The organism is Chelativorans sp. ZYF759 (genome assembly GCF_012911015.1).
GTDB lineage: Bacteria > Pseudomonadota > Alphaproteobacteria > Rhizobiales > Rhizobiaceae > ZYF759.
Genome location: NZ_WVVV01000017.1, coordinates 26,046 through 43,846 on the forward strand (window position 1 = coordinate 26,046; position 17,801 = coordinate 43,846).

Sequence of the window (17,801 nt, forward strand, 5' to 3'; positions counted from 1 at the left end):
CATGGCCAAGGGCAAGATCCTGCTTTCGGCTGGTGGCACCGGCGGGCACCTCTTTCCCGCGGAGGCACTGGCGCATGAGCTCAAGGCAAGGGGCTGGGAGCCGCATCTGGCCACCGACAGCCGGGCCGAGCGCTTCGCAGGCGACTTTCCCGCCGCAGACATCCATCCGATTCGGTCGGCTACTGTTGGGTCGAGGAACCCGATCGCCATGGTGCGCGCCTTTATGGCCTTGTGGACCGGCTTTCGCCAGGCCTCGGCGCTGATCGCGCGGCTGCAGCCGAAGGCCGTCGTGGGATTTGGCGGCTACCCGACCTTGCCGCCGGTCTTCGCGGCGAGCCGGCGCGGCGTGCCGACGATCATTCACGAGCAGAACGCCGTGATGGGACGTGCCAACAAGGCGCTTGCAGCGCGGGTGAGCGCCATCGCCGGCGGCTTCCTGGAGGCCAGCGGGCCGCTGGCCGGCAAGATCGTGCAGACGGGCAATCCGGTTCGCCCCGCGGTGATCGAATCGGCCGCAACACCCTATGCGCCAGCCTCGCCCGACGGCCCGTTCCGGCTGCTCGTGTTCGGCGGCAGCCAGGGCGCACAGTTCTTCTCGCAGGCGATCCCCGATGCCGTCGCCCGACTGCCGAAGCATCTCCGCGACCGGCTGCGCATCGTCCAGCAGGCCCGCGCGGAAGACGAAGCTTCGGTCCGCGATGCCTATCGCGAACTCGGCGTGGAAGCTTCCGTGGCGCCCTTTTTTACCGATCTGGCACGGCGCATGGCGGACGCACATCTGGTGATTTCGCGCTCGGGCGCTTCCACCGTTTCCGAAATCGCGGTGATCGGGCGGCCGGCCATTCTCGTTCCGTTTCCCCATGCGCTCGACCATGACCAGGCTGCGAACGCGGCGGCGCTGGCGGCGCAGGGCGGGGCGGAAGTCTATCCCCAATCCGAGCTTTCGGCGGAGCGCCTGTCCGAACTGATCGGCACGATGGCGGCATCGCCCGAGCGGCTGTCACAGATGGCGGCGGCTGCGCGCGCAACGGGCCGGCCACATGCCGCCGCCTTGCTTGCCGATCTCGTGGAAGCTATTGCCAGCGGCCAAACAGTCATCGAATTCGCCAAAGGAGCCGCCCCATGAAGATGCCTCAAGCGATTGGTGTCGTGCACTTCGTGGGCATCGGGGGCATCGGCATGAGCGGTATCGCCGAGGTCCTGCACAATCTCGGCTATCAGGTGCAGGGCTCCGATCAGGCCGAAAGCGCCAATGTCCAGCGCCTGCGCGACAAGGGGATCGAGTGTTTCGTGGGACACCGGGCCGAGAATCTCGGCTCGGCCGAGGTCGTCGTCGTCTCGACGGCAATCAGGAAGGATAATCCCGAGCTCCTCGCGGCGCGCGAGCGGCTCCTGCCGGTGGTACGGCGGGCAGAGATGCTGGCCGAACTGATGCGTTTCCGCCAGGCGATCGCTATCGGCGGTACGCATGGCAAGACGACCACCACGTCGATGGTCGCGACCCTTCTCGAAGCCGGCGGGCTCGATCCGACGGTCATCAATGGCGGCATCATCAATGCCTATGGCACCAATGCCCATATGGGCGAGGGCGAGTGGATGGTCGTGGAGGCCGACGAAAGCGACGGCACCTTCCTGAAACTGCCGGCCGAGATCGCCGTGGTCACCAACATCGATCCCGAACATCTCGACCACTACGGATCCTTCGACAAGGTCCGCAAGGCGTTCCGCCGCTTCGTCGAGAACGTGCCGTTCTACGGCTTCGGCGTGATGTGCATCGACCACCCGGAAGTGCAGGCCCTGGTCGGGCGTATCGAAGACCGCCGGCTCGTGACCTATGGCGAGAACCCGCAGGCAGACGTGCGGTTCTCCAACCTGCGCGTCGAGGGCGCCAGTTCGACCTTCGATCTGGCTATCCGCGACCGGCGGAGCGGCGAGATCCTGCGGATGTCCGATCTGGTGCTGCCGATGCCAGGGCGACACAACGTGTCCAACGCGACCGCCGCCATCGCCGTGGCCCATGAGCTGGGTCTCGACGAGGCCGCGATCCGCAAGGGACTTGCCTCCTTCGGTGGCGTCAAGCGTCGCTTCACGCGAACGGGGTCCTGGAACGGGGCCGAGATCTTCGACGATTACGGACATCATCCGGTCGAGATCAAGGCGGTGCTGTCGGCGGCGCGCCAGGGCTGCAGGGGACGCATCGTGGCGATTGCGCAGCCGCACCGCTACACCCGCCTGCACGACCTCTTCGATGATTTCGCGGCCTGCTTCAACGATGCCGATACGGTGCTGGTGGCGCCAGTCTATGCAGCGGGCGAGGAGCCGATCGAGGACGTGAATTCCGAGACGCTCGTTTCGCGAATCCGCGCCGGTGGCCACAAGGATGCCCGTCACGTCAACTCGCCCGACCAATTGGCACCCCTGGTGCGCGAACTGGTGGGCCAGGGCGATTTCGTCGTTTTCCTGGGCGCCGGCAGCATTACCCAGTGGGCCTATGCGCTGCCCGGCGAACTCGCGGCGCTGGAGCAGGCGGCGTGAGCGAAGGTACCAAGCTACTCGAACGTCTTGGCGACGCGGTCGCGGACATCCGTGGAAGAATGACGCCCGATGCGGGCATGGACGCGGTCACCTGGTTCCGCGTCGGCGGGCCGGCCGATCTTCTCTTCCAGCCGGCCGACGAAGCGGATCTGGCGGCGTTCCTCAAGCTCTTGCCCGAAGACGTGCCGGTGACTGTCGTCGGCATCGGCTCCAATCTCCTGGTCCGCGACGGTGGCATTGCCGGCGTCGTGATCCGGCTGTCGGCGAAGGGTTTCGGCCAGGCGGCGGTCGAAGGGGATAACCGCATACGGGCAGGCGCGGCCATTCCCGACAAGCGACTGGCTGCCCTCGCGCTCGATGCCGCCATTGGCGGGTTTCATCTCTATCATGGCATCCCGGGCGGCATTGGCGGCGCGCTGCGCATGAATGCGGGCGCCAACGGGGTGGAGACGCGCGAGCGCGTGGTCGAGGTCAGGGCGCTCGACCGCAAGGGCGAGGTGCATGTGCTGTCCAACGACGAGATGGGGTATGCCTATCGCCATTCGTCGGCGCCGGGGGGCCTGATCTTCGTCGAGGCGCTGTTCGAGGGCTATCGCGACGAGCCGGACGCCATCAAGGCGGCAATGGACGAGGTGCAGCATCACCGCGAGACCGTGCAGCCGATCCGCGAGAAGACCGGGGGTTCGACCTTCAAGAACCCGCCCGGCACCTCGGCCTGGAAGGAAGTCGACGCCGCCGGCTGCCGTGGGCTGATGATCGGCGGGGCGCAGATGTCGCCCATGCACTGCAACTTCATGATCAACACCGGCACAGCCACAGCCCACGATCTCGAACAGCTTGGCGAAACGGTGCGGGCGCGCGTGCTGGAGCATTCAGGCATCAGGCTTGAATGGGAGATCAAGCGCCTTGGCCGCTTCAAGACCGGGCAGGAAGTGCAGGAGTTCCTGGGGCAGATGCTCTAGGTTCTTTCATGTTTCCGAAAGAGCGACGGGCTCGGCGGGCCGGAAGGTCTTCTCGGCCCATGAGGACATGATCGGCGGCCCAATTCCTGAGCGTTTTGCCGGCAACTCGCGCCGAAAAATTCTTCCCGCCGCTTGCCACGGAATCAACTCTCTGATTCTTTGGGGTGCGGCGTTTATCTGATTTGAGTCGGTCGCGATTGTTCGCGTTTCAGCCCGGTGAGGGGTCTCCGGGGTGTGGACGGATTCGGCTCGGCACCCGGGATTTTTCTTCCCGCCGCGAGAGGGGAATTTTGCTGGCGATGGCCAAGAAACACGTAGCTGTACTGATGGGGGGATTCTCCTCCGAGCGACCGGTGTCTCTGGCATCGGGAAATCCCTGCGCGGATGCGCTCGAGGCAGAAGGCTATCGTGTCACGCGTGTCGATGTGGGACGCGATGTCGGGGAGGTTCTGCGGGATCTTCGGCCCGATGTCGCCTTCAACGCCTTGCATGGCCCCTTCGGCGAGGACGGCACCATTCAGGGCGTGCTGGAGTTCCTCGAGATTCCCTATACCCATTCAGGAGTGCTGGCCTCGGCGCTCGCCATGGACAAGAAGCAGGCCAAGATCATCGCGAAGGCGGCCGGCATCCCTGTTGCCCAATCGCGCGTGATGAACCGTTTCGACATCGGAAACGTCCATCCGATGGAGCCGCCCTACGTGGTCAAGCCGGTCGCGGAGGGCTCCAGTTTCGGCGTGGTGATCGTCAAAGAGGGGCAAGCCAATCCGCCCCAGATGCTGGCCACGTCGGAGTGGCGTTACGGCGACGTCGTGATGGTCGAGCGATTCGTTCATGGGCGCGAACTGACCTGCGCCGTGATGGGCGATGTGGCCCTTGGAGTCACCGAGATCGTGCCGGTCGGCCACAGCTTCTACGATTACGATGCGAAATACGTCGAAGGCGGCTCAAAGCACGTCTGTCCGGCGGAAATTTCACCAAATATTTACCAAAAGATTCAGACATTGTCGCTCAAGGCACACCAAGCGATCGGCTGCAGGGGCGTGACCCGCTCGGACTTCCGCTACGACGACCGCCATTCCGAAAACGGCGAACTCATCTGGCTGGAGATCAACACGCAGCCGGGCATGACACCGACGTCGCTGGTGCCCGAACTGGCCGCCCATGCGGGGCACGGTTTCGGGGAGCTTGTAAGCTGGATGGTGGAGGACGCTTCGTGTCCGCGGTGAAGTCAGTCAGAGTTGGAACATCAGCGGGTCAGGCCTTCGTGCTGCCGCGCTGGCTACGGCGCCCCGCGCGCGCCATGGGTCGACTGACCTCGGGCGAGGTCGAGTTCCCGCGTTTTTCGGCGACCATCGCCTCCGCACTTCTCATCGGCTCGGCCAGCCTTTACGGCGTGGTGCTCGGCGGGCACGGCGCCTCGGTGGCACAGGCCGTTTCCGCCCGCTCCGGTTTCGCCATCGAGGACATCAAGGTCACCGGCAATCGGCAGACATCCGAACTCGACATTTTCGACCGCATCGGTCTCGACGGCTGGACGGCACTGATCGGCTTCGATGCCGGCGAGGCACGCGATCGCATTGCAGGCCTCCCCTGGATCGAGCAGGTGGCCGTGCGCAAGGTCTATCCCTCGACCCTTGAGGTCGACATCGTGGAGCGTCAGGCCTTTGCCGTCTGGCAGCAGGGTCGGCAACTGGCGGTGATCGACGCAGCCGGCCAGTCGATCGCGCCCACTGCCGGACGTCGGCATGCCAACCTCCCGCTCGTGATCGGGCAGGGCGCCGCCGAGGCCGGCAAGGAATTCCTCGCCGTCATGGAAAAGCACCCCGAACTCGCCGCGCGCGCGATGGGCTACATCCTCATCGCCGAGAGGCGCTGGGATGTGCGGCTCGACAATGGGGTTACCATTCAGCTGCCCGAAGATGGCGTGGACCGGGCGCTTCGCGACATCGTCGAGCTCGACCGCCAGCACGGGATCTTCTCGCGCGACATCGTTTCGGTCGACATGCGCTTTCCCGACCGCCTGATCCTGCGGCTGACGCCGGAGGCGAAGGAGACGCGCGATGCAGCACTCAAGAACAGAGCCGGTGCGTCCGGCACGGGGCGTCGCACATGAAGTGGAACGCGTCTGCTGCCAATCCCCGGTCAGGCATCATCACCGTCCTCGACGTCGGCTCGAGCAAGGTCTGCTGCATCATCGCCAAGCTCAAGCCTCGCGAGGAAAGCCCCCATCTTCCGGGCCGCACGCATCAGGTGCGAATCCTGGGTCTCGGGCATCAGAAATCGGTCGGCGTGAAATCCGGCATGGTCATCGAGCTCGACCGCGCCGAACAGGCGATCCGGCTGGCCGTCGATGCCGCCGAACGCATGGCGGGCGTGACGGTGGATTCGCTGATCGTCAATCTCAGCGCCGGGCGCATGCGCTCCGAAAAATTCTCAGCCGACATCGAACTCGGCGGCCATGAGGCCAATGAGAGCGACGTCAAGCGGGTGCTGACCGCCGGCGGGCGCCAGGCACTGCGCAACGAGCGGCAGATCGTTCATTCTCTGGCCACGGGCTTTTCGCTCGACGGAGAACGGGGGGTGCGTGATCCGCGCGGTCTCGTGGGCGATCGTCTCGGCGTTGACATGCATATCGTGTCGGCCGACGCCTCGCCGATCCGCAATCTCGAGTTTTGCGTCAACCGCTCGCATCTGAGCGTGGAGCGCATGGTCGCGACGCCTTATGCGAGCGGACTTGCCGCGCTGGTCGACGACGAATCGGAGATGGGGGCGGCCTGCATTGATATGGGTGGCGGAACGACCACCTTCTCGGTCTTCTCGGAGGGCCGGTTCGTGCACTCCGACGTGCTGCCCATCGGCGGCCATCATGTCACCATGGATCTGGCGCGCGGCCTTTCCACCAGCCTCGAACAAGCTGAGCGACTTAAGGTTCTTACCGGGTCGGCCCTCCCGGTGGGGGGCGATGAACGAGAGACAGTGAATGTCCAGCCCATCGGCAACGACGATACCGCGCAGCTCCTCCAGATCCCCCGCACGGTGGTCAATCGCATCGTGCGCGCGCGCATCGAGGAGACGCTTGAGATGATCCGGGATCGGCTGACCGCCTCCGGATACTCGGCCCTGGTCGGGCGGCGGATCGTTCTGACGGGTGGCGCCAGCCAGCTGCCGGGTCTTGCCGAAGCCGCGCGCCGCATTCTTGGACGGAACGTCCGGCTAGGCCGGCCGCTCGGCGTCTCGGGGCTCCCCGAGGCGATGAAGGGTCCGGCATTTTCCACCACTGTGGGGCTTCTGATCTATCCCCAGGTGGCCGGTTACGAAAGCCGTGTCAGCGCAGGGGGATTCTTCGGCTGGCGGGGTGTGGCATCTGGTGGTCGTCTGCAACGAGTGGGCAGATGGCTCAAGGACAGTTTTTAGCAGGGGCGGGGCCCTATCGAAGTCGGCCGTGCGGCGATGCGGCGAAGTGGCAATAAGGACGAGGACAAATGACCATCAATCTTCAGAAGCCGGACATCACTGAGCTGAAGCCGCGCATCACCGTGTTCGGCGTCGGCGGCGGCGGCGGCAACGCCGTCAACAACATGATCACCGCCGGTCTTCGGGGCGTCGACTTCGTCGTTGCCAATACCGATGCCCAGGCGCTGACCATGTCGAAGGCCGAGCGGCTGATCCAGCTTGGCGCCAACGTGACCGAAGGTCTCGGCGCCGGCTCACAGCCCGAGGTCGGGCGCGCGGCCGCCGAGGAGTGCATCGACGAGATCGTCGACCATCTCTCCAACACCCATATGTGCTTCGTCACCGCCGGCATGGGCGGCGGCACGGGCACCGGCGCTGCGCCTGTCGTCGCCGCCGCGGCGCGCGAGCGTGGCATCCTGACCGTCGGTGTGGTCACCAAGCCGTTCCACTTCGAAGGCCAGCGCCGCATGAAGACGGCCGACATGGGTATCGAAGAGCTGCAGAAGAGCGTCGACACGCTGATCGTCATTCCGAACCAGAATCTCTTCCGCATCGCCAACGACAAGACCACCTTCGCCGACGCGTTCGCGATGGCCGATCAGGTGCTCTATTCGGGCGTGGCCTGCATCACCGACCTGATGGTCAAGGAAGGTCTGATCAATCTCGACTTCGCCGACGTGCGTTCGGTGATGCGCGAGATGGGCAAGGCGATGATGGGCACGGGCGAAGCTTCCGGCGAGGGTCGCGCGATGGCCGCTGCCGAAGCAGCGATCGCCAACCCGCTGCTCGACGAAACCTCGATGAAGGGTGCCCGTGGCCTGCTGATCTCGATCACGGGTGGCCGCGACCTGACGTTGTTCGAGGTCGACGAGGCCGCCACGCGTATTCGCGAGGAGGTCGATCCGGAGGCCAACATCATTCTGGGCGCAACCTTCGACGAGGATCTGGAAGGCGTGATCCGCGTGTCGGTCGTGGCGACCGGCATCGACAAGGCCGCAGCCGACATCGCGGCGGCGCCGCAGGTCCAGCGGGTTGCCGCACCGGTCAAGGCCGATCGTCCCGCCCAGCCGCAGCAGCGGCCGGCGGAACTGCGCCCGGCCATTGCCGAGGCCGCCCCGCAGCCTCGTCCTCAGCCCGCCCCGGCGGCCGACCCGGTGGGCGACATCATCCGCGAAAGCGAGATGGCCGCAGCGCAGACCGCGCCCGCACCGCGCCCGCAGCCGGCCCCCGACATGCCGCGCAATCGCCTCTTTGCCGAACCGGAGCAGCCGCACCAGCCTGCGCCGCGTCCGCAGCCGATGGCGCAGCAGCCGGTTCCGCAGCCGGCAGCCGAAATGCCCCGCCTGCCGCGCGTCGAGGATTTCCCGCCGATGGTACAGGCCGAGATTGCCTCGCCCGATCATCAGGGTCACGACGAAGATCGTGGGCCGTTGGGCCTGCTCAAGCGGCTGACCAACGGCCTCTCGCGCCGCGAGGAAGAGCCTGCACGCCTGCAGCCCGCCGCCCAGCCGCGCGAGCCGCGTCTGCGACAGGCGCCGCAGGAGGCGCGCCGTGCGGCCGAGGATCAGCTCTATGCGGGCCGCCGTGGCCAGCTTGACGACCAGGGCCGCGTGGCCGTGCAGCGTCGGGCTGCCGACGACGAGGATCAGCTGGACATTCCCGCCTTCCTGCGCCGCCAGGCCAATTGATCGCGAAGATGTAACGAACTGTAACGGACGGTATCGGGACTTGGCCTCCGACGGGGTCAAGTCCCTTTTCAAAACAAGCGCTTAGTGTGAGTGACGACGTTATCCGGCGCCGTAACATTGAGTAAGAATCCGTGATTTGGACTATCTGTGGCGGCCCGGTATCTTCCGATCGCAAATCAGGCTGCCAAGGGATTCTAGGGGATGGTTTCCCGACCGGGCCGCGTAATTCGAGCCGTGCGCACACGCGGCCGTGCACACACCATCGGGACGGGCTTTATGGGGTTTGAATCGAACGACTATCAGACGACACTGAAGTCGCGCATATCTCTGTCGGGTGTCGGCGTTCACGGGGGGCAGCCCGTTTCGATTCACTTCTCCCCGGCGGATGCCGATACCGGCATCGTCTTTTCGGTCATGCGGGACGGGCGCCAACCGGTCGAGTTGCGCGCTCTGGTCTCCGAGATCGGCGGCACCGACCTGTGCACCGTCCTCGGTGACCCGGCCGGCGTCCATGTTGCCACCGTCGAGCATCTGATGGCCGCGATCTTCGGTCTGGGCATCGACAATCTTCTGATCGAAGTCGACGGCAGCGAGGTTCCGATCCTTGATGGAAGCGCGGAGAGCTTCGTGCATGCTTTCGAGCGCGCGGGCTTCGAGACGCAGTCCATCAAGCGTCGCTACATTCGCGTCCTGAAGCCCGTCCGCATCGAGAACGGTGCCTCCTGGGCCGAGTTCCGGCCCTATGACGGCACGCGTTTCGAGGTCGAGATCGATTTCGACAGCCCCGCGATCGGCCGTCAATCCTTCGCCACCGATATCAATCCCGGCATCTTTCGCCGGGATATCTCGCGCGCCCGCACCTTCGGCTTCATGAAGGATGTCGAGCGTCTGTGGGCTGCCGGCTACGCGCTTGGCTCCTCGCTCGAGAATTCCGTTGTGATTGGCGACGATCACCGTGTCATCAACATGGAAGGCCTGCGCCATCCGGATGAGTTCGTGCGTCACAAGATGCTCGATTCGCTGGGTGATCTCGCGCTTGCCGGTGCCTGCTTCATCGGCTGCTTCCGGTCTTTCCGCGGCGGCCACAAGTTGAACGCGGCTGCGCTGCGGCGCCTGCTTTCGGATCGTACCGCTTTCGAGATCGTCGAGACGACGCGGCGTGAACGCGGCCGCATGGCCGAGATGATTGCCGTCAACGCGCCCGTCTACGCGCCGTGGATGCTCTGATCGCCTGATGGCGGCTTTGCTTCGGAACATGGTCGGCATACAGCCGCATGCCACAAAATCGCGCCATTGCCGGGCGATAGCGTTGCCGATGAATGGTGGTTGTGTTTAATGGCCGCCATTATGAGATGTTTCAAAGACGCTCGAGGGGCGGGTAACACCATGTCGTTGAACGGTTCAGTCAGCGCGCGCAGGCGCCTCGGGATTGGAATGCTCGGCGTGCCGGTCGTGGCCGTCGCACTCGCCATTTCCGGTTGCCAGTCCAATGGCGACAATCTCGACCTCGCCATGCTGGTCGAGAATGTCGAGCCGGCGGATGCGCTCTACAATCAGGGTCTTGCGAACCTCAACGCAGGTCGTCTCAGCGAGGCAGCTGCGAAATTCGAGGCTGTCGACCGCCAGCATCCCTACACCGAATATGCGCGTCGCTCGCTCGTCATGGGTGCCTTCACCCAGTATCGCCAGGCGCAGTACGAAGAGGCGATCAATTCCGGGCGCCGCTACGTGCAACTCTATCCCACGTCCGACGATGCGGCTTATGCGCAGTACATCATCGGGCTGAGCTACTGGCGCCAGATCCGCGACGTGACGCAAGATCAGGCCGAATCGCGCCGTACCATCGAAGCGATGCAGGAAGTCGTGCAGCGCTGGCCCGATTCCGAGTATGTCGATGATGCCCAGCAGAAGATCCGCTTCGCGCGTGATCAGCTCGCCGGCAAGGAGATGCAGGTCGGCCGCTATTATCTCGAGCGGCGCGAATACATCGCGGCCGCTCGCCGGTTCCGCAACGTGGTGGAGGACTATTCCACGACCCGCCACGTCGAAGAGGCACTCGCGCGCCTTACCGAGACCTATCTCGCCATGGGGCTGCAGTCCGAGGCGCAGACGGCGGCAGCCGTGCTGGGGCACAATTTCCCTGACAGCCAGTGGTACAGCGACTCCTACCGTTTGCTTCAGTCGGGCGGTCTCGAGCCACGCGAGAACCGGGGCTCCTGGATTTCGAGAGCCGGGGCTCTGATCATGGGCAGCTGACGGTCCAAGCCCGTCATGCTCGCCCATCTGTCCATCCGCGACATCGTCCTCATCGAAAGGCTGGAGATCGATTTCTCCGCCGGGCTTTCGGTGCTGACAGGCGAGACGGGCGCAGGCAAGTCCATCCTGCTTGATTCCCTGTCGCTTGCGCTCGGCGCAAGAGGGGATGCCTCCCTGGTGCGCCAGGGCGCCACCCAGGGCCAGGTTACCGCCCTATTCGACGTCGCCGGCGACCATCCCGCACGCCATCTCCTGCGCGAGAATGCCATCGAAGACGAGGGCGACCTCATCCTGCGCCGCGTGCAGACCTCTGATGGGCGTACGCGAGGCTTCATCAACGACCAGCCGGCCTCCATGACCTTGATGCGCGAGGTCGGTCGCCACCTCGTCGAGATTCATGGCCAGCACGACGAGCGCGCCCTCGTCGACGAGACGACTCACCGCGCGCTGCTCGACGCCTTCGGCGGGCATTGGGAAGCGCTGAGACTTGTGCGCCAGGCATGGAAGGAATGGCGTCAGGCGGAAACGGAACTTGCCCGCCACCGTGCCCGCGTGGAAGCAGCGACGCGCGAGGCCGATTATCTCCGTGCCAGCGTCGAGGAGCTTTCCAGGCTCGAGCCGATGCCGGGCGAGGAGGAAGAGCTTGCGGAGACGCGCGCGCGCATGATGCGTGCCGAAAAGCTCGCCACCGAGATCGACGATGCGCGCGAGGTGCTGTCAGGCCCGACATCGGCAGTGCCGCAGCTGGCGAGCCTCTTGCGGCGCCTGCAGCGCAAGTCGGAGGAGGCGCCGGGGCTGCTCGAGCCCATCATCGAGACGCTGGACCAGGCGCTTCTCTCGCTGGACGCCGCACAGGGTGCGGTGGAGGAGGCGCTGCGGGCGGCCGAATTCGACCCCGCTGTCCTCGAGCGCACCGAAGAGCGGCTGTTCGCCCTTCGCGCGGCCGCTCGCAAGCATTCCATCCAGGTGGAGGATCTCGCCGCGCTGCGCGACCGCATGGCCGGTGAGCTGGCCGAACTGGATGCTGGCGAAGAGCGTCTCGGACGGCTGGAGCAGGCGGCACGGGAAACCCGTACGACCTACGATGCGGCCGCAGCCCGGCTCTCGGAGGACCGCGCCGTGACCGCCGGCGCGCTCGCGCGCTCGGTGATGGACGAATTGCCGGCGCTCAAGCTCGAACGCGCAGAGTTCATCGTCGAACTGGCGAGCCAGCCCGAGGACAGGGGCGAGGACGGCATCGATTCCGTCGAATTCTGGGTCCGCACCAACCCCGGCACGCGGGCAGGGCCGATCATGAAGATCGCCTCCGGCGGCGAGCTGTCGCGCTTTCTGCTGGCGTTGAAGGTGGCGCTGGCCGACCGCGGCTCCGCCCCGACCCTCGTATTCGATGAGATCGATACGGGCGTGGGCGGCGCGGTCGCCGATGCGATCGGGCAGCGCCTCGCGCGTCTGGCCCAACGCGTGCAGGTGCTGTCCGTAACCCACGCCCCGCAGGTCGCAGCGCGGGCCGTCACGCATTACCTGATATCGAAATCGGGCAGCGAGAGCGTGTCCACGGGCATCCGCTCGCTCGAGATCGCGGCGCGGCGCGAGGAGATTGCGCGCATGCTGGCCGGCGCAACCATCACCGAGGAAGCGCGCGCGGCCGCCGGTCGGCTGTTGCAGGAAAACACGGCAGCAGGCTGACGGGAGAGGTGTTCGAGGGAACCGTTTGCGGTTTACTTCGTATCGGCATTGGAAAAGAGTGCCCCGCCGCGACGCGCGGGATTCGAAGCTTTTTCGGACCGATACATGACAATTGCAGCAAAGCCCGTCGACCAGCTCACGCTTGAAGAGGCCACGGCCGAACTGGCGCGGCTGGCCGCAGAGATCGCCGAGCACGACCGGCACTATCATGGCGAGGACGCGCCCACCATTTCGGACGCCGAATATGACGCGTTGAGGCGGCGCAACCTCGCCATCGAGCAAACCTTTCCCGATCTGGTGCGCGAGGATTCTCCCTCCAAGCGGGTCGGCGCACCGGTCTCGGAGAAGTTCGAGAAGGTCCGGCACAAGGTGCCGATGCTGTCGCTCGACAATGCTTTCTCCGACGAGGACGCGATCGAGTTCGTGGCCCGCATCCGCCGCTTCCTCAAGCTCGGAGCGGACGCGCCGGTCATCATGACGGCGGAGCCGAAAATCGACGGTCTATCGCTTTCCTTGCGCTACGAATCGGGACGGCTCGTTTCCGCCGCCACGCGGGGCGACGGGCAGGTCGGCGAAAACGTCACCGCCAATGCACGCGCGGTCGCTGACATCCCCAATGTTCTTTCGGGCGAGTTTCCCGACATCATCGAGGTACGCGGGGAGGTCTACATGACCCATCGCGACTTCCTGGCGCTCAATGAACGCCAGGAGAAAGAAGGAAAGCAGACCTACGTCAACCCGCGCAACACGGCCGCCGGCTCGCTCCGCCAGCTCGATTCCGGCATCACAGCCAGCCGCCCCCTGAAGTTCTTCGCCTATGCCTGGGGCGAGGTCAGCGAGATGCCGGCCGAGACCCAGATGGGCATGGTGGAGGCGCTGGCAAGCTACGGGTTCAGCACCAACGAGCTGATGCGGCGTTGCGAGACGGCGGAAGAGCTCATCGCGCATTATCGCGCCATCGAGGCCGAACGTGGAAGCCTGAGCTACGACATCGACGGCGTCGTCTACAAGGTGGACGACCTCGCCTTGCAGCAGCGGCTGGGCTATATCTCGCGCACGCCGCGCTGGGCCATCGCCCACAAATTTCCCGCCGAAAAGGCCTCGACCATCCTGCGCGGCATCGACATTCAGGTCGGCCGCACCGGCGCGCTGACGCCAGTCGCGCGGTTGGAACCGGTGACGGTAGGCGGCGTGGTGGTGACCAATGCGACGCTGCATAATGCCGAGGAGATCGAACGGCTCGGCATCAAGATCGGCGACACGGTCACTGTGCAACGGGCTGGCGACGTGATCCCGCAGATTCTCGGCTATCTTCCCGAGCACCGGCCGAAGGACGCGGAGGGATTCGTGTTTCCGACCGTCTGCCCTTGTGACCTGAAGACCCCGGTCGTGCGGGACGCCAACGCCGGCGGCGGAGAAGGGGTGGTGCGCCGCTGTTCGGGCGAGTTCGCCTGTCCCCATCAGCGTATCGAGCATCTGCGCCATTTCGTATCGCGCCGCGCCTTCGACATCGATGGGCTGGGAGAAAAGCAGATCGAGTTCTTCTTCCACGATCCCGACCTGCCGGTGAAGGCGCCAGGCGACATCTTCACGCTGGCCGAGCGGGACGCCGGGAATCTGAGGAAGCTCAAGGACAAGGAAGGGTTTGGCACAGTCTCCGCACAGAAGCTCTTCGATGCCATCGAGGCGCGTCGCACGATCCCGCTGGAACGGATGATCTATGGGCTCGGTATTCGCCATGTGGGCGAGCGCACGGCAGTGACGCTGGCGCGCGGTTACGGCACATGGGCTGGTTTCCACGATGCCGCTCTGGCTGTCGCGGAAGGCGATGAGGCCGCCCGCGAGGAGATGGATGCGCTGGACGATATTGGCGGGGCGGTGATCGACGCCGTCGCCACCTATTTCGGCGAAGCGCACAACCGCAAGCTTGTGGAGGAACTGGCCGACCAGGTCGAGGTCGAGGAAGCCGAGCGCCCTGCCACGAATTCCCCCGTCGCCGGCAAGACGATCGTCTTCACCGGCGCACTGGAGCGGATGTCGCGCGACGAGGCCAAGGCCATGGCCGAGCGGCTCGGCGCCAAGGTCTCCGGCTCGGTCTCGAAAAAAACGGACCTGGTGGTGGCCGGTCCGGGCGCCGGCTCCAAGCTCAAGCAGGCCAGCGAACTCGGCATCGAGGTGATCGACGAGGATGCCTGGTTCGATCTGGTGGGGTAGGGAAAAGCATCGCATGTCAACGGCATGCGCTGGCTCAATTGAATTGGCGTGACAGGTCAGGCTGGCTGACCTAAACGGGCCTCATGACCTCCTCAACAGTACGGTCCGAATTCCTGCTGGGCGCCAAGGCCTCGATCCCGGTCGTGGTGGCGGCGCTGCCGTTCGGGCTCCTGTTCGGGGCGCTGGCGGTGGAAAACGGGCTGAGCGTGACTGAAGCCGTTCTCTTCAGCGCTCTCGTCTATGCCGGTGCCAGCCAGATGGTGGGTATCGATCTTTTCGGGCAGAACGTGGCGCCCTGGCTGATCGTCCTGTCGATCTTTGCGGTCAATTTCCGCCACGTCCTCTATTCGGCGGCCATCGGCCGACGGCTCGGGCACTGGTCGACCCCGCGCAAGGCCCTTGGCTTCTTTTTCCTGATCGATCCGCAATATGCCGAGAGCGAGCGCAAGCTCCAGAACGGTCAATCCATCAGCTTCGCCTGGTACATGGGCATGGCGATCCCGATCTATGTCGCCTGGGTTTCGGAGGCGGCGATCGGCGCGATCTTCGGCGGGCTGATCGAGGATCCCGAATCGCTCGGCCTCGATTTCCTGCTGCCGATCTATTTCCTCGGTCTCGTGATGAGCTTCCGCAAGAGCCCGGGCTGGCTGCCGGTCGTCGTCATCAGCGCCGCCGCCTCGATCCTCGCCTTTGTGACCGTCGGTTCGCCATGGCACGTGTCGATCGGCGCGGCCGTAGCCATTCTCTATGCGGTCATCCGTGTGCCCGGCCAGCCGGGGGCCAGGACATGACGGTCAATCTCTGGATCATCCTGGGCGGGGCGCTGATGACCTATGTGGCGCGCGCCGGCGGGCATCTGGTACTCTCGCGCTTCAAGACGATCCATCCGCGCGTGCAGGCCGGCCTCGACGCGGTGCCGGCCGCCGTGCTCACCACGCTGGTCGCGCCGGCCGCCTTCAATGGCGGCCTGCCGGAACTGGCGGCGCTGCTCGTGGCCGGGCTGGTGGCGCTGAGGGCAGGGATGATCCCGCTCTTCCTCGCCGGGGCCGTGGTTCTGATCTTGCTGCGGCAGCTAGTCGGCTAGCGGCGCGGCCGCCTTTTCGAGCCACTGGCGTTCGTCGGGGTCGATGTGGGGCGAAAGGACATCGAGGACCCGAGCGTGGTAGGCGTCGAGCCAGTTGCGCTCCCAGCCATCCAGCATCGCGGGGTCGATCAGGCGGCGGTCGAACGGCGCCAGGGTCAAGGTCTCGAAGCCGTGCATCGCGGTGTCCCCGCCTTCGATCTCACGCGCCTCCTCGACGACGATCAGGTTCTCCAGCCGGATGCCATAGGCGCCTTCCTTGTAGTAGCCGGGTTCGTTGGAGACGATCATGCCGGGCAGGAGCTTGTGTTCGCCCATGCGCGAGATGCGCTGCGGGCCTTCATGGACCGAGAGGAAGGAGCCCACGCCATGGCCGGTGCCATGGGCGTAGTCGATGCCGGCCTGCCAGTGGGCACGGCGCGCGAAGGCGTCGATGTCGCGACCGCGCGTGCCTTCCGGAAAGCGCAGCGTCGAGATCGCGATCAGCCCCTTGAGCACGGTCGTATAACGGGCGCGCATCTCCGCGCTTGGCTTGCCGATCGCCACCGTGCGGGTGATGTCGGTGGTGCCGTCGCGATACTGCCCGCCCGAATCAACGAGATAGAGCTCGCCTGCGCCGAGTGCGCGGTTGGTGCCGGTGGTGACGCGATAGTGGATGATCGCCCCGTTCGGGCCGGCGCCCGAGATGGTGTCGAAGGCGATCTCGCGCAGCGGTTCCTGAAAAGCCTCGCCGGCTGCCCTGCGGCAATCTTCAAGCCGCGTGGCGGCGCCGATCTCGTCGATACTGCCCGGCTCCTGCAGGTCCAGCCAGCGCAGGAACCGCGTCACTGCCACGCCGTCGCGCAGATGGGCGCGGCGTGCCCCCTCGATTTCGGTTGCGTTCTTCGTGGCGCGGGGCAGTTGGGCGGGATCCGCCATCTCCACGACCGAGCCGCCGGCCTCCTCGATCAAGCCGCGCAGCCGGTCGGCGGCGAGCGCCGGGTCGAGACCGATGGCGGCCGCATGGCTGCAGAGTTCAACCAGCGCGGGGGCGAGGTCGTCCGGCGCTGACAGCTTTGCATGGTTTTCCAGATGCGCGCGGCTTTCCGCCGAAAGCTTGGCCGGATCGAGAAACAGGCGATGAGCGCCGTCGACTGCAAGGATGGCGAAGCCGAGGGCCAGCGGCGTGTGTTCGACGTCGCAGCCGCGAATGTTGAAGGCCCAGGCCAGCGAGGACGGATCCGTGAGCACGCAATGGCTGGCGCCTGCCGTCTCGATGGCGCCGGCAAGCGCCGCAAGCTTCTCCGCCACCGACTGGCCGGCAAGGCAGTCGGGATGAACGTCTACCCGACCGAGCGGGGCGGCCGGCTGGTCTTGCCAGATGCGATCGACGAGGTTCTCGTGCAAGGGCACCAGGGTGGCGCCCTGCTTCGTTGCCGCCTTTTCGAGTTTCCTGACTTCCGCGATCGTGTGCAGCCACGGGTCGATGCCGACGCGCCAGCCTTTCCGGGCGTGGGCCTCCAGCCATTTGACCGGCGGGTTTCCGACGAGGTCCCCGATCTCAAACAGTTCGACATCACACTGGGTGCGCGCCTGAAGCGTGTATCGTCCGTCCACGAACAGGATTGCGCGGTCCGTCATGATCAATGCCATGCCGGCCGACCCGGTGAAGCCGGTCAACCATTTGAGCCGTTCGGCACGAGCAGGCACGTATTCGCCCTGATGCTCGTCGGCGCGCGGGACCAGAAACGCGTCGACGCCCGCCTGCAGCATGGCCTGGCGAAGTCGTGCGATTCGCGGCGCGGCATGCGAGGGATCGGTCTGGACGTCGAAGGTCTGGAACATGATTGGGCATCCCAAGTGGTGAAATGCCCGGTCTAGCGCCACAGGCCAACAGGCGCAACGCGCGGCCAATCCATGGTGCCGACGATCTGTGCATGCTGCAAC

The 17,801-nt window shown here is 65.5% G+C and carries 14 protein-coding genes; 13 read left to right on the forward strand and 1 reads right to left on the reverse strand.

Annotated elements, in window-relative coordinates; genetic code table 11:
* Position 1: 1 nt before the first annotated feature.
* The 13 genes from murG to GRZ55_RS19925 all read left to right on the forward strand — a co-directional run bounded on the left by murG (position 2) and on the right by GRZ55_RS19925 (position 15,878).
* Positions 2 to 1,126, forward strand: coding sequence for an undecaprenyldiphospho-muramoylpentapeptide beta-N-acetylglucosaminyltransferase (murG, locus tag GRZ55_RS19865; protein ID WP_169288704.1), 1,125 nt, complete (start codon positions 2 to 4; stop codon positions 1,124 to 1,126).
* A complete protein-coding gene (gene murC, locus GRZ55_RS19870) occupies positions 1,123 to 2,535 on the forward strand; it encodes a UDP-N-acetylmuramate--L-alanine ligase (protein ID WP_169288705.1) in 1,413 nt (470 codons plus the stop codon). Before murG ends, murC begins: the two co-directional genes overlap by 4 nt.
* Positions 2,532 to 3,497, forward strand: a complete 966-nt coding sequence (gene murB, locus GRZ55_RS19875) for a UDP-N-acetylmuramate dehydrogenase (RefSeq protein WP_169288706.1) — start codon at positions 2,532 to 2,534, stop codon at positions 3,495 to 3,497. The genes murC and murB overlap by 4 nt, the downstream gene beginning before the upstream one ends.
* A 299-nt stretch (positions 3,498 to 3,796) precedes the next feature.
* Positions 3,797 to 4,723, forward strand: a complete 927-nt coding sequence (locus tag GRZ55_RS19880; protein WP_169288756.1) for a D-alanine--D-alanine ligase — start codon at positions 3,797 to 3,799, stop codon at positions 4,721 to 4,723.
* 74 nt (positions 4,724 to 4,797) lie between these two features.
* Positions 4,798 to 5,610: a cell division protein FtsQ/DivIB gene (locus GRZ55_RS19885; protein ID WP_169288707.1), complete on the forward strand. Its 813-nt coding sequence runs from the start codon at positions 4,798 to 4,800 to the stop codon at positions 5,608 to 5,610.
* Entirely contained in the window at positions 5,607 to 6,911 is a 1,305-nt protein-coding gene (ftsA, locus tag GRZ55_RS19890) for a cell division protein FtsA (protein ID WP_169288708.1), read from the forward strand. The genes GRZ55_RS19885 and ftsA overlap by 4 nt, the downstream gene beginning before the upstream one ends.
* A 68-nt stretch (positions 6,912 to 6,979) precedes the next feature.
* Positions 6,980 to 8,638 (forward strand): cell division protein FtsZ, encoded by a 1,659-nt coding sequence (ftsZ, locus tag GRZ55_RS19895; RefSeq protein WP_169288709.1) that lies wholly within the window; start codon positions 6,980 to 6,982, stop codon positions 8,636 to 8,638.
* Positions 8,639 to 8,914: 276 nt separating this feature from the next.
* Positions 8,915 to 9,865, forward strand: a complete 951-nt coding sequence (gene lpxC, locus GRZ55_RS19900) for a UDP-3-O-acyl-N-acetylglucosamine deacetylase (protein WP_169288710.1) — start codon at positions 8,915 to 8,917, stop codon at positions 9,863 to 9,865.
* A gap of 207 nt (positions 9,866 to 10,072) precedes the next feature.
* Positions 10,073 to 10,894, forward strand: a complete 822-nt coding sequence (locus GRZ55_RS19905) for an outer membrane protein assembly factor BamD (protein ID WP_246734898.1) — start codon at positions 10,073 to 10,075, stop codon at positions 10,892 to 10,894.
* 15 nt (positions 10,895 to 10,909) lie between these two features.
* Entirely contained in the window at positions 10,910 to 12,580 is a 1,671-nt protein-coding gene (gene recN, locus GRZ55_RS19910; protein ID WP_169288712.1) for a DNA repair protein RecN, read from the forward strand.
* A 105-nt stretch (positions 12,581 to 12,685) separates the two neighbouring features.
* Entirely contained in the window at positions 12,686 to 14,794 is a 2,109-nt protein-coding gene (gene ligA / locus GRZ55_RS19915; protein WP_169288713.1) for an NAD-dependent DNA ligase LigA, read from the forward strand.
* Between the two features lie 83 nt (positions 14,795 to 14,877).
* Complete coding sequence (locus GRZ55_RS19920) at positions 14,878 to 15,585, forward strand: AzlC family ABC transporter permease (protein ID WP_169288714.1); 708 nt, start codon at positions 14,878 to 14,880, stop codon at positions 15,583 to 15,585.
* Positions 15,582 to 15,878, forward strand: a complete 297-nt coding sequence (locus GRZ55_RS19925; RefSeq protein WP_169288715.1) for an AzlD family protein — start codon at positions 15,582 to 15,584, stop codon at positions 15,876 to 15,878. Before GRZ55_RS19920 ends, GRZ55_RS19925 begins: the two co-directional genes overlap by 4 nt.
* Here GRZ55_RS19925 and GRZ55_RS19930 read toward each other — a convergent pair.
* Positions 15,867 to 17,702 carry an aminopeptidase P family protein gene (locus GRZ55_RS19930; RefSeq protein ID WP_368856653.1) on the reverse strand — a complete coding sequence of 612 codons (1,836 nt, stop codon included), beginning with the start codon at positions 17,700 to 17,702 and terminating at the stop codon, positions 15,867 to 15,869. The genes GRZ55_RS19925 and GRZ55_RS19930 overlap by 12 nt on opposite strands.
* Positions 17,703 to 17,801: the final 99 nt, after the last annotated feature.